Genomic DNA, 12,837 nt, shown 5'->3' with positions numbered 1-12,837 from the left:
GACGCCGGCTCACTCGGACCCGGAACCGGTATCGGTATCGGAACCGGTATCGGAACCGCGTCCGGATCCAGCGTAGTCGCTCCCGACGACCTCGCGGATCCGCTCGGCGGTGACCGTCCCGACGCCGTCGACCTCCCGGAGGTCGTCCTCGCGGGCGGTCATCACGGCCTCGACGGTGCCGAAGTGCTCGAGCAGCGAGCGAGCGGTGACGGGGCCGATGTCCGCGATCGCGGAGACGACGTACTCCTGTTGTTCGGCCAGCGTCTTCGTCGTCTTCTCGCCGTGGACGCTCACTTCGCGGTCGCGTGTCTCCTGTTCGCGGCGGGCGATCGTTTCGAAGAGCTCGGTGGTGTCCGCCTCGTCGTCCGTGCGCAGCACGCTGAGTCCGAAGTCGACCGCGAGCGAGGCGATCGCGCCCCGGATCGCGTTCGGGTTCACGTTCCGCTGCGTGTAGAGGTCGCCGCCCTCGATGACGATCACGGGTCGGGCGTAGGCCCGCGAGAGCTCGCCGACCTGCTCGAAGACCGACCGGTCGCCGTCGAGGAGGGAGTCAACGAAGTCGGCCGCCGATTTACGCTCGACGGCGACCCGGTCCGAGAGCACGTAGTCGCCGACCGCGAGCGTCTCCAGGCGGGTGCGGATCCCCGATCGCGTCGAGAGGTCCTTGGCGATCCCGGCGTCGAGCTCGCGCTGGTCGATCACGACCTCGACGACGTCGTCAGCGTCGGCGACGCCAGCCGTGGCGACCACGCCGTCGTCGTCGATACCGTCCCCGATCGCGTCCGCCGTTGCCTCATCGGCGGTCGTCTCCGCCGCGAAGTCGGTCAGGCCTGGCTGTCCGTCGGCGTCGGGACTCGCAGCGTCGTCGGGGTCGGCGCCCCCGCGATCGACGTCCCCGGAGCCGGCAACCTCGGCGTCGGCAGCCTCGGAACCGGCGTCCTCGTGGTCGGTTGCGTTCCCCGTCTCGCCGTCCGGCTCCTCGAACGCGTCGAGGTTCGCCTGGTCCTCGTCGGCTATCTCGGCCTCGAGGTCGCCGGTCGCGGCCTTGAGGTCGCGAAGCTCCTGGCGCATCTGCTTCTCCCGGCGGCGGGAGATCCAAAAGAACGCCTCGTCGCGGGTGTCCTCGGCCATCAACACGACCACGCGCCCGCTGGCCTGCCGGCCGGTCCGACCCTTCCGCTGGATCGACCGGATCGCTGTCGGAACCGGCTCGTAGAACAACACGAGGTCGACCTCGGGAACGTCGAGCCCCTCCTCGGCGACCGACGTCGAGACGAGCACCTCGAACTCGCCGGCGCGGAAGGCGTCGAGCGTCTCCTGCTGTTCGGTCTGGCTCATTCCGTCCGAGCCCTCCTTGTCGCCCTGTCCGACGAACCGCTCGACGTCGACGCTCGCCTCGAGGAACTCCACGAGCGCCTCCGCGGTATCCCGTGATTCGGTGAAGACGATCGCACGGTCGCCGCCGTTGACGCCGAGCGTCTCCGCGAGCAACAGCCGCGTCTTCGAGAACTTCGGGTGGAGATCGTCGAACGCCTCGGCCTTGCGCATCGCCTCGCGGACCTTCGGCTCGGCGACGAGCCGCTGGCTCGCCTTGGAGGCACCCGAGGAGCGGGCCGCGTTCCGCTGGCGCTCGAAATATCGGCGCAGCGACTCGACCGACTGCGTCTCCACGAGTTCGACCGCGCGCCGGAGCTTCATCACCTCGGCGTGGGTCGACATTCCGGTGTACCCGTCCGAGTTCCCGGCGTCCATCATCCGCTTGAGCTCCCCGCGCATCGCGTTGAGCTGGCGCTGTGAGAGGTCGGGATCGGTCGTGTCCGAGACGCCGATGGACTTGAGCTTCTCGAGCCGGTCGGCGATCACCTCGTTCAGCGCGTCGCGGATCGCCAGCAGCTCATCGGGGAGTTCGATCTGCTCCCAGCGAACGTCGGTGTCGTGGGTGTACTCGTCGACGTCGGCGTCGTCCTCGGTCATCACCTCGACGTTGTCGATCCCGAGGTTCTCACAGACGATCTCGATCTCCTCGAGGTCGCCGCCCGGGGAGGCGGACATCCCGGTCACGAGCGGGTCGGCGGCGTCGGCGTGGTAGCGCTCGGCGATGTAGACGTACGAATAGTCCCCGGTGGCCCGGTGACACTCGTCGAAGGTGAGATGCGTGACGTCCCGCAGCGATATGCGGTTGCCGACGAGGTCGTTCTCGATCACCTGCGGGGTCGCGATCACGATCCGCGCCGACTCCCAGAGATCGCCGCGGTCGTCCGGCGAGACGTCGCCGGTGAACACGACGATCTCGTCGTCGGGGACCGACAGCGCCTCCCGGTAGAAGTCGGCGTGCTGTTGGACGAGCGGCTTGGTCGGCGCCAGAAACAGCGCCGTCCCGCCCGCCTCCGCGAGTCGGTCGGCGGTGACGAGCAGGCTCACCGTCGTCTTTCCGAGGCCCGTCGGGAGACACACGAGGGTGTGGCCCGCACGCGCCGCGGTCGCGAGCTCGATCTGGTAGCGGCGTCGCTGGAGAACGCCCTCGACGAGCAGGGGGTGGTCGATGCTCACCGCGTCGGCCTCGGTCGCCATCGGCGAGTCTTGGCCGGCATCGCGGAAAAGGGTTCGCGAAGCGAGGTGGAAGTGGTCGGCGGACTCGAGGTCGGATCCGTCGGCCGCTGACGCGAGCCAGCGGCCGAATCGAACCAGCGACCGGAGGCGGGTGACCTATCGGTCCGTGTCGTCGTCGGGGATGCGGTCCTCCGACAGCCGGTCCTCCGGGACGTCCTCGCCCACGAGCGCGGCCCACTCCGCGACCCGCGATCGGCTCGTTCCGGCCGGGGTGGTGGGTGTGTGACCGTTCATCACTTGTACCTGATCGAAGCCGTCGTCTTAATCGTTACTCCGGTTGCCGCCGCTCGGGAACCCGTTCGGCGTCGTTGTCGGCCCGAAGCACCCGATACCCCTCGAGTACGCGACCCAGTCGGGGCATCGAGGCGACGACGGCGTCACAGGACGGTCGAACCGCGTCTTTCGGGACGAATCCGATCGAGAGCCCGGCGACCTCGAGCATCGGGAGGTCGTTGGCGCCGTCGCCGATCGCCACCGTGTCGGCCATCGGGACGCCGACCTCCTCGGCCAGCGACTCGAGCGCATCGTCCTTGGTCCCCTCGATGAGCGGCCCCTCGGCGTCCCCGGTCAGGCGACCGCCGGACTGCGGTAGCCGGTTCGCGACGATCGTGTCGACGGAGACGCCCTCGCGTTCGAGGGCCGCCTCGACGCCGCGCTCGAACCCGCCGGTGAGGATCGCGACGTGATGGCCCGCCGCCTGTAGCCGTTCGATGAGAGCCGCCGATCCCGGTCGAACCCGGACGTCGTCGAAGGCGGCCCCGACGTCCGCCTCGGGGAGCCCCTCCAGCAGTTCCGCTCGCTGGTAGAGGCTCTCCGCGTAGCTGATCTCGTCGTTCATCGCCCGCTCGGTGATCGCCGCGACCTCGTCGGCGACGCCGGCGCGCTCGGCGAGCAACACCGTCATCTCGGAGTCGGAGAGCGTCCCGTCGAAGTCGAACGCGATGAGTCGCATACCCACGGTTGCGTGGCGATCGATTAAACGTCGATGATCCGTCGTCTGGACGGATCGCTCCCGAACACCAGACTTCCTCCCGAACACCAGACTTCCTCCCGGACACACGACTTTTTACCGGACAGGCCGTCAATGACGTATATGGGTATCCTCTCACGCGCCTCGTACGTCATCCGCTCGAAGGTGAACTCGATCCTGAACCGGGCGGAGGACCCGACCGAGACGCTCGACTACTCCTACGAACAGATGCGCGACGAGCTCCAGGACGTCAAACAGGGGATCGCCGACCTGACGACCCAGAAGAAACGGCTGGAGATCCAGAAGCGTCGCCTCGAGGAGAACGTCGAGAAGCACAACCGCCAGGCGCGGGAGGCCGTCCAACAGGACCGCGACGACCTGGCGCGGCAGGCCCTCGAGAAGAAGAACTCCAAGATGCAGCAGATCGAGGAGATCGAGGGCCAGATCGCCGAGCTCCAGTCCACACAGGACTCGCTGGTCGAGAAAAAGAACGAGCTCCAGAGCCGGATCGAGGAGTTCCGGACCAAAAAGGAGACGATGAAGGCGCGCTACGAGGCGGCGGAGGCGTCCACGCGCGTGTCGGAGGCGATGACCGGCGTCGGCGACGAGATGGACGACGTCGGGCGGGCGATCGAGCGCGCGGAGGACCGGACCGACGAGATGGAGGCGCGGTCGCAGGCGATGGACGAACTCCAGGACACCGGCGCCTTCGACGACGCCCTCTCGGACAAGGACAGCATCGACCGGGAGCTCGAGGAGGTCTCCTCGGACCGGGAGGTCGAGACCGAGCTGGAGACGCTCAAGTCCGAGGCCGGAACCGGTGCCGATGGCGATGGGTCGGGTTCCGCGGCGTCGACGGACGAGGTCGAGTCGGAACTCGCCGATCTCGAGGCGGAGGTCGACACGGCGGACGCGGACGAGGACGTCGATGTGGCCGACCTCGAGGCGGAGGACCTCGAGGCGGAGGACGTCGACGCAGAGAATCGGTAACCGCCCGTCAGAACGCCGACCTCACTCCGTCCGAACGCCGATCCCTTACTCCCGGACGCCGATCCCCTACTCCCGAACGCCCGTTCCGTTCGCGTCCGCATCGAGCCGGATCCGTCCACTCGAGAGGTCGGGGCCGGTGAAGGGATCGGCGGCAAGCAACAGTGAGCCGTCGAGGTCGGCGTAATCGACGAGCGGCGCGAGCTGTGCCGCGGCGGCGATCGACGCGTTCGTCTCGATCATACAGCCAAGCATCACCTCGAGCCCGTGCGCGCGGGCCGCCGCGATCATCCGCCGCGCCTCCCGGATCCCTCCCGTCTTCATCAGTTTCAGGTTCGCGATGTCACACCGGTCGGCGATCCGCGGGACGTCCGAGAGCGTGACGCAGGATTCGTCGGCGGCGATGGGCAGCGCGGACCGCTCGTAGGCCACGCGCAGCCCCTCGGGATTCTCCGCCGGCACGGGCTGTTCGATGAACTCGACTCCGTACTCCGCGAGCCACTCGCTTTTCCGGACGGTCTCGGACGGTGACCACGCCTCGTTGGCGTCGACCCGGATCGTCGCCTCCGGCGCGGCCGACCGGACGGTCTCGATCAGCTCGCGGTCGCGGTCGGTCCCGAGCTTGATCTTCAAGATCGGGTATCCGGCGTCCACGGCGGCCTCGGTCTTCTCGCGGACGCGCTCAGTCGTGTCGAGGCCGATCGTGTAGGAGGTCCGCGGGGCCGCCGCTGGGTCGAGCCCCCACAACCGGTGGAGGGGGACGCCGAGCCGGCGGGCCGCGAGATCGTGTACGGCGATCGAGACGGCCGTTCGGGCGGCGGGATTGCCGCGAACCGTGTCGGCCATTCGGGACTCGATCGCGGCGAGCGCGTGGGGGTCATCGATCTCCTCGACGACGGCGAGCAGGTCCGGCAACACCGCCGCGACGGTCTCCGGCGTGTCACCGTAGTGGGCCGCCGGCGCGGCGCCGCCGATGCCGGTCATTCCGCCGCCGTCGGTGACCCTGACGATCACGTTCTCGGCGTGGGTCTGTGTTCCCCTGGAGATGGAAAAGGGGGTCTCGAGCTCGGCGGAGACGCGCTCGAACGACGTCGAGAGGCTCATTCCTCGAGGACCTCCGCCTCGATCGCCTCGACGATCGGGCCGGCACCGAAGCGGACCGGGTCGCTGACGGGCGCCGCGAGGTCGGCGGCCAGCTCGTCGACGGCGCTCCGGGCTGTGGCGTCGTCCGCCACGTCCTTAGTGTTGAGCGCGCCCGCGATCACGTCCGCGTCCGCGACCGGGGCCGAGAGGCCCTCGTAGAGGTCGACGTACTCGGGGATCGGCGGCAGCTCGAAGGACTCGTAGCCGTGGATCGCCTCGCGGCCGGCCGCGTGACACAGCACGAGCGCGTCGGGCATCGACCCGTGAAGGATCCCGCAGGTGACCGCCGAGTAGGCCGGGTGGACGATGCTGCCCTGTCCCTCGACGACGAGCAGGTCGTGTTCGTCGCCCTTCTCGAGGATCATCTCCTCGACCGCGCCGGCGGTGAAATCGGATATCACGCGGTCGATCGGGTTGCCCCAGCCCTCGATCAGGATCCCCGTCTGGCCGGTCGGTATCGCGGCGGCGTCGATCCCGCGATCGCGAGCGGCCGCGACGATCTCCATCGTGGCCGTCATCTTCCCGACCGAGCAGTCGGTTCCGACGGTACAGATCACGTCCGCGTCCACGTCGCCGGCACGTCCCTCGGCGACGCCGAGCCCCTCGTGGGGATCGCGCACGTCGATCAGTTCGACGCCGTGCTCGGCTGCGAGCGTGGCGAACTCCTCGTCCTCGTTGAGGAAGTAATGAAGCCCTGCAACGACGTCACAGCCGGCCTCGATCGCCGCCCGGATGTCCGCGCGCCAGGAGTCGTCCAGGCCGCCGCCGATCGGCGCGATCCCGACGAGAAGGGCGTCGATATCGTGGTCATCCGCGCCACCGTCTCCCGCCCCCGCCTCCGTCTCCGCCTTCGCCTCCAGCGCCTCCGCGAAGGACGCCGTGATCGGCGCATCGTCGATCGTCGCCGCGTCGCTCTCGACGAGGTGGTCGTGAACGCGCGTGCCGGCGGTTTCGCGGTCGAGAACCGCAGCGACCTCCTGATCACCGTACCGCATCACGCCGAGGGCGGTCTTCGCTCGGTCCGGGAACTTCTCGTGGGCGAGGATCGCGATTCGCTGGTGGTCCATACCGGATACAGATCCGGGATGGATATAAAAACGAGCGACTGGTCCTCGTCGAGGGCGCCGTCGAACGAGGTTCGAAACGCCGATGGGCCGGCGATCAGTAGAGCAGGTCGTCGTTGTTCTCGATCATGTACAGTGATCGGGCCGCGATATTGACGCCGTGATCGCCGACGCGTTCGAGATCGCGGATCGTGAGTAGCAGCCGTGAGACGTCGCGCATCGTCCCCTCGATGTCCTCGTCGCTTCCGAGCTGATCGCGCTGGATCAGGTCGCGCACGACCAGTTCGCTGGCAGCCTCACACAGCTCATCCACCTCGTCGTCCATCTCCGAGACCGCATAACACGCCTCGGCCGTCTCCTCGCGATAGGCGTTCATCGCGGTCTCGAGCATCTCCAGCGTGGCGTCGCCGATACGCTGGATGTCGACGTCGGGGTAGAGCTCCTGGTGTGCCTCCCCGGCGTATCCGCCGAGATTGGTGGCGAGGTCTGCGATCCGCTCGAGGTCGGTGATTATCTTGAAGGAGGCGGCGATGAACCGGAGGTCACCGGCCACCGGCTGTTGGAGCGCGATGAGGTCGATACAGTCCTGTTCGAGATCGAGATAGAGCTCGTTGACCTCCGCGTCGCCGGTGATCACCTCTTCGCCGAGATCGCCGTCCTGCTGTTCGAGCGCGTCGAGCGCCAACCGCAGGCGCTCCGCGACGACCTCGCTCATGTAGAGCACGTCGTCGCGCAGTTCGTCGAGTGTGGTCTGGTATTCCTTGCGAACCATCGGTGAACCCGTATATCGGTGAATCCGTGTCGTCGTTCCGTGCGGAGCATAACGCCCCGCCTCCGCGCGTCGATCCGATCGCTTCCAGTCGAATGGTCGGGGATACTTAAATATGCCCCCCGCCGCCGGTCGTCGGGTGTCTCATTCCGTAGTCACAGTCGATCGTCAACTGCCGACCGCTGAGCGGCGAACGTCCACCGCTGAGCGGCGAACGTCAACCGTTGACTCCCCGAAGCGGCGTGTGGCTACCCGAACTTGCCGGTGATGTAGTCCTCCACGCGTTGGTTCTCGGGGTTCTCGAAGATCTGGTCCGTGTTACCGAACTCGACGAGCTGGCCGCCGGTGAGAAACACCGCGGTCTTATCGGAGATCCGGGCCGCCTGCTGCATGTTGTGCGTGACGATGATCACGGTGTACTGTTCGGAGAGGTCCGCGATCAGGTCCTCGACCTTCGCGGTCGCGATGGGATCGAGCGCCGAAGCCGGCTCGTCCATCAGGACGACCTCCGGATCGGGCGCGATCGCGCGGGCGATACAGAGCCGCTGTTGCTGGCCGCCGGAGAGGTCGAGTCCGGAGCTGTCCAGTTGGTCTTTCACCTCGTCCCACAGGGCGGCGTTGCGCAGCGCCTCCTCGACGCGAGCGTCCATGTCGCCCTCGAAGCCCTGGATCTTCAGTCCGTAGGCGACGTTGTCGTAGATCGACTTCGGGAACGGGTTCGGCTTCTGGAACACCATCCCGATCTTCCGCCGGAGTGCGACCGGATCGATGTCCTCGGCGTAGATGTCAGTGCCGCGGAACCGGACGGTTCCCGAGATCTCTGCGGCGTCGATCATATCGTTCATCCGGTTGAGACACCGGAGGTACGTCGATTTCCCACAGCCGGACGGACCGATGATCGCCGTCACTTCCCGTTCGGGGATGCCGACCGTGACCGGCTGCAGCGCCTGTTCGTCCCCGTAGTGGACGGTGAGCTCCTCCGATCGGATCACCGATTCCGATTCGGGAACGTTCTCGATCGTCGGGACGAGCTCCTCGGTCTCGCCGGGCCGAACCGTCCCAGCGGCGGACGATCCATCAGTGGACGGTTCGCCGGGTGACGACTCGTCGGTGGCTCGGTCGTCGGTGGACGGATCGGCCGGGGATGACGAGTCGGCGTCGGTCTCTTGGATGTGGTAACTGTCGCTCATTGGTTGGTCGATCGCGATCGGAACACGCGTGGAGACTGCGTCGGGACGTGGGGGAGCCGTCGACGGCGACCGGCGGCGATCGAGGGCCCCTCGCGCTCGTCCGTCATCACTGAGAGACAGTTCTCGAGCACGTAAATAACCTACTATAAGGACTATATAGATATATGTTCAGGTACGAATATCCGCGCTGATAGTGCGGGATGATCGTCGCCGTCTGTTGCGTAGTACGGCCCTCCACTCGGCCTCGTCCCCGAATCAGTTGATCGATACGTCTTCCGATCGAGACAATATATATACAGTTACATTTATACATAGCCTACGGTGAGATACACTATGGAAACGCGGAAGGTCCAGGTGACGGGTGGGTCCACGTACACGGTCTCGATCCCCAAGACGTGGGCGAACCGGAACGACGTCGAGGCCGGCAGCGAGGTCGAGTTCTACCCCGACGGGGACTCGCTGCTTTTGAGCCCGCGATCCGACGACGAGGGGACCACCGGAACCCTCGACATCACCGACCTCACTGATCGCGAGCTCACTCGGGCAGTGATGACGATGTACGTGAGCGGCTTCGACGTCATCGCGCTTGAGGGCTCGGAGATCACCACCGAGCAGCGGTCGACGATCCGGGACGCGACCCAGAGCCTCGTCGGGCTGGAGGTGCTCGAGGAGACCCGCGATCGAGTCGTGGTCCGGGACCTACTCGACTCCTCGGAGCTGTCGATCCACAACGCGGTCACCCGTATGCGGCTGATCTCGACGTCGATGCTTTCGGACGCGCTGACGGCGCTTCGCGACCTCGACGACGGTCTCGCGCGCGACGTCATCCAGCGTGACGACGATCTTGACCGGCTGTGGATGGTCGTCTCCCGCATCTTCCGGTCGACGCTGCGGACGCCGAAGGCGGCCGAGGAGCTCGGGTTGCCCCGTGAGGCGTGTTTCGATAACCACTCCAGCGCCCGCCAGCTCGAGCGGATCGGCGATCACGCGACCAAGATCGCCCATCTGACCCTCAACATCGACGAGCCGCTCCCCGACGACGTCCTCTCGGCGATCGATGACCTTCACGAGGACGCCGTCGAGGTGATCGACACCGCCATGGACGCCCTCTTCGAGGACGACACGGAGCAGGCGACGGCGATGGCGAACGACGCGCGCGAACACGTCCGCGACATCGACGACCGGGTTCGCCAGATCGACGAGCTGCTCCGCGATCTGGACCCGACGCGGGCACAACTGCTCGGGCTCGTCGTCGATTCGGTCCTCCGGAGCGCCGATTACGGCGGCAACATCGCCGAGACGGCGCTGCAGAAGGCCGCTCCGACGCCGTAGATCCGGTCGATCGGGTTCCTGGATCCGGGGCTGTCGGCCGGTCCCGCAACCTCTTTCCGCTCGCTCCGCGAACCGCTGGGTATGAGCGACGAGCCGTTCGATCCGGACGAGATCGAGAGCTACCGGGAGGCGGGAGCGATCCTCGCCGACGCGATGAACGAGGCACGGGAGATGGTCGATCCCGGCACGACCCATCTCGAGGTCGCCGAGTGGACCGAGGACTACGTCCGGGAGCAGGGCGCCGGGCTGGCGTTTCCCGTCAACATCAGCGTCGATGAGGAAGCCTCCCACGCGACGCCGGGCGCCGACGACGACGCGACGATCAGCGAGGAGATGGTGTGTCTGGACGTCGGCGTCCACGTCGACGGCTACATCGCCGATGCCGCCGTGACGGTCGACCACACCGGCTCGACCGAGCTCGTCGAGGCCTCGGAGATGGCCCTCGAGGCCGCGGTCGACGAGGCCGGTCCGGGCGTCCCGGTCGGCGAGATCGGGCAGGCGGTCGAGGACGTCATCCGCGGCTACGGCTACACCCCGGTGTTGAACCTCTCGGGCCACGGCGTCGAGCGGTACGACGCCCACACCGGCCCGAACGTCCCGAACCGCGGCGTCGACCGGTCGGTCACGCTCGAGCCCGGCCAGGCGGTGGCGATCGAGCCGTTCGCGACCGACGGCCGCGGCAAGGTCGGGGAGGGGCCGACCGAGGAGATCTTCGAGCTCAAACACGACCGGAGCGTGCGCGACCGTCGCTCCCGACAGGCTCTGGAGGCGATCCGGGAATTCGACGGGCTCCCGTTCGCCGCCAGATGGCTCGACGTCGACGGCGTCGAGATGGCGCTGCGCCGGCTCAAACAGCGGGACGTGATCACGGGCTACCCGGTGCTCAAGGAATCCGACGGGCAGCTCGTGAGCCAGGCCGAACACACGATCCTGGTCACCGAGGACGGCGTCGAGGTCACGACCGCGGGCATTCACCGGTTCGATTGAGGCTGAGGCTGCTACGGGGTCGAGTTCGGTACGGGATTCGGGTTCGGTGCGGGGCCGGGAGCGGGTTCGGTGCGGGGCCGGGAGCGGGTTCGGTACGGGATTCTGGTTTCGTGTGGGATGAAACGTCCCGAGCGTCGTCGCGTCAAACGTCGTTCATCCGGGTTACGGTCTCGCGACCACAGCGCGTACAGACCGCAACGCGGTACGGCTCCCGGGAGAAGGCGGCGTTCTCGGGGTCCTCGCTTTCGGTCCGGATCTCGACGCGGACGCGATGGTGGGTCTCCTCACCGCAATCGGCACAGCGCTCACGAACGTCGTCGGGACCGGCGGCGGGCATCGCCATACGGCTCCGCCTACTCGGGAGCTCCGCAAAAAGCCTCGCCTCCCGGCGGATTTCGATCGATCCCGACGGCAAGCGGCGCGTCGATCGGGACGACCGCGAGCGTCCCGAACGAGTGGATTCAAGTCCGCGCCCTCGCAACCGGAGAGTATGAACCCAGGGGATCGCGTCCGCGTCGAACGGGCGGACGTCACGAACGAGGGCGTGTTGATGCCCTCCTCGACGGCCGAACACCTCGTGATCAAACTCGATGGCGGATACAACGTCGGCGTCGACCGCGAGGCGGCGTCGGTCGACGTCCTCGAGTCGGACGTCCACGTGGTCGACGATGAGCCGGATCCCGAGGCCGGCGACGTCTCGGAGATCACCTTCGACGACGACCTGCCGACGATCTCGCTCATCTCGACCGGCGGGACGATCGCCTCGACGGTCGATTACCGGACCGGCGCGGTGACCGCGCGGTTCGACGCCGAGGACGTTCTCCGGGCGGTCCCCGATCTGGCCGGGCGGGCCAACTACCGCGGGCGGGTGGTCGCGAACATCCTCTCGGAGAACATGGATCCCGCCATCTGGCAGGACCTCGCGCAGGCGGTCCACGAGGAGATCGCGGCCGGAGCCGACGGCGTCGTCGTGATGCACGGCACCGACACGATGCAGTACTCCGCGGCCGCGCTCTCGTTCATCCTCGAGACGCCGGTCCCGATCGTTCTCACGGGCAGCCAGCGCTCCGCGGACCGCCCCTCCTCGGACAACGTGATGAACGCGGTCTGTGCGGTCGAGGCAGCCAAATCCGACTGCGCGGAGGTGCTCGTCTGTATGCACGCCGATGAGTCCGACGATGCGTGCGCGCTCCACCGCGGGACGCGCGTGCGGAAGAACCATACCTCCCGGCGGGACGCCTTCGAGACGGTCGGCGCGAAGCCGCTCGGGGAGATCGACTACGAAACCGCCACGGAGGACGGTTCGGACGGGGCGGTCGCAGACGAGGCGATTACGCTCCGCCGCGAGTACGCGAGCCGCGGAGAGACCCTCGACATTGAGCCCGACCTCGCCGCCGACGTCGAACTTGCCACCTTCGCTCCGGGAATGGACCCGGCCGCCTGGGAGTACCTCGAGGACGCGGCGGGCGTCGTGGTCGCGGGCACGGGGCTCGGACACGTCCACACCGATCTCATCCCGCGGATCGAGGCGCTCGTCGACGACGGGACGCCGGTCGTGATGACGAGTCAGTGTCTCGAGGGGCGCGTCTGTGACCGCGTCTACGACACCGGCCGGGACCTGCTCGATGCGGGCGTGATCGAGGGCGGCGATATGCTTCCCGAGACGGCGATGGTGAAGCTGATGTGGGCGGTCGCCAACGCCGACGACGTCGCGGGGACGATGCGAACGTCGCTTGCGGGCGAGCTCACCGCCGAGTCACGGCCCTGGCGATGACCCGTCGCGAT

Annotated in this window: 12 protein-coding genes; 4 read left to right on the top strand and 8 right to left on the bottom strand. The window is 67.5% G+C overall.

The window, feature by feature from the left end; translation table 11 throughout:
* Positions 1-9: 9 nt before the first annotated feature.
* From OQF70_RS02560 to serB, 3 genes are all read right to left on the bottom strand, one after another.
* Entirely contained in the window at positions 10-2,571 is a 2,562-nt protein-coding gene (locus OQF70_RS02560) for a DEAD/DEAH box helicase (protein WP_280535658.1), read from the bottom strand.
* A gap of 135 nt (positions 2,572-2,706) precedes the next feature.
* Positions 2,707-2,844 (bottom strand): hypothetical protein, encoded by a 138-nt coding sequence (locus OQF70_RS02555; RefSeq protein ID WP_177167468.1) that lies wholly within the window; start codon positions 2,842-2,844, stop codon positions 2,707-2,709.
* A gap of 34 nt (positions 2,845-2,878) precedes the next feature.
* Entirely contained in the window at positions 2,879-3,562 is a 684-nt protein-coding gene (serB, locus tag OQF70_RS02550; RefSeq protein WP_280535656.1) for a phosphoserine phosphatase SerB, read from the bottom strand.
* Between the two features lie 141 nt (positions 3,563-3,703).
* On the opposite strand from serB, the gene OQF70_RS02545 reads away from it, so the two are divergent.
* Entirely contained in the window at positions 3,704-4,570 is an 867-nt protein-coding gene (locus OQF70_RS02545; RefSeq protein ID WP_280535655.1) for a PspA/IM30 family protein, read from the top strand.
* Between the two features lie 66 nt (positions 4,571-4,636).
* Here the strand turns inward: OQF70_RS02545 and OQF70_RS02540 are convergent, their stop codons facing one another.
* The 4 genes from OQF70_RS02540 to pstB all read right to left on the bottom strand — a co-directional run bounded on the left by OQF70_RS02540 (position 4,637) and on the right by pstB (position 8,733).
* A complete protein-coding gene (locus OQF70_RS02540; protein WP_280535654.1) occupies positions 4,637-5,671 on the bottom strand; it encodes a dipeptide epimerase in 1,035 nt (344 codons plus the stop codon).
* On the bottom strand, positions 5,668-6,777 hold the full coding sequence (locus tag OQF70_RS02535; RefSeq protein ID WP_280535652.1) for a DUF1611 domain-containing protein: 1,110 nt from the start codon (positions 6,775-6,777) through the stop codon (positions 5,668-5,670). The genes OQF70_RS02540 and OQF70_RS02535 overlap by 4 nt, the downstream gene beginning before the upstream one ends.
* A gap of 94 nt (positions 6,778-6,871) precedes the next feature.
* Positions 6,872-7,546, bottom strand: coding sequence for a phosphate signaling complex protein PhoU (gene phoU / locus OQF70_RS02530; RefSeq protein WP_280535649.1), 675 nt, complete (start codon positions 7,544-7,546; stop codon positions 6,872-6,874).
* A gap of 245 nt (positions 7,547-7,791) precedes the next feature.
* Complete coding sequence (gene pstB, locus OQF70_RS02525; protein ID WP_280535648.1) at positions 7,792-8,733, bottom strand: phosphate ABC transporter ATP-binding protein PstB; 942 nt, start codon at positions 8,731-8,733, stop codon at positions 7,792-7,794.
* 333 nt (positions 8,734-9,066) lie between these two features.
* Between pstB and OQF70_RS02520 the strand changes: the two genes are divergently transcribed.
* Together OQF70_RS02520 and map are read left to right on the top strand one after the other, a co-directional pair.
* The gene (locus tag OQF70_RS02520; protein ID WP_280535646.1) at positions 9,067-10,065 is read left to right on the top strand and encodes a phosphate uptake regulator PhoU; all 999 of its coding nucleotides are present in this window, start codon (positions 9,067-9,069) and stop codon (positions 10,063-10,065) included.
* A gap of 81 nt (positions 10,066-10,146) precedes the next feature.
* A complete protein-coding gene (gene map, locus OQF70_RS02515; RefSeq protein WP_280535645.1) occupies positions 10,147-11,052 on the top strand; it encodes a type II methionyl aminopeptidase in 906 nt (301 codons plus the stop codon).
* A 142-nt stretch (positions 11,053-11,194) separates the two neighbouring features.
* Here the strand turns inward: map and OQF70_RS02510 are convergent, their stop codons facing one another.
* Complete coding sequence (locus tag OQF70_RS02510; RefSeq protein ID WP_280535644.1) at positions 11,195-11,395, bottom strand: hypothetical protein; 201 nt, start codon at positions 11,393-11,395, stop codon at positions 11,195-11,197.
* A gap of 147 nt (positions 11,396-11,542) precedes the next feature.
* Between OQF70_RS02510 and gatD the strand changes: the two genes are divergently transcribed.
* Entirely contained in the window at positions 11,543-12,826 is a 1,284-nt protein-coding gene (gene gatD, locus OQF70_RS02505; RefSeq protein ID WP_280535643.1) for a Glu-tRNA(Gln) amidotransferase subunit GatD, read from the top strand.
* Positions 12,827-12,837: the final 11 nt, after the last annotated feature.

Source organism: Halopenitus sp. POP-27, assembly GCF_029889855.1.
GTDB lineage: Archaea > Halobacteriota > Halobacteria > Halobacteriales > Haloferacaceae > Halopenitus > Halopenitus malekzadehii.
Note: the sequence above shows the minus strand (reverse complement) of the source record. Positions and strands in the feature narration are given on the sequence as shown.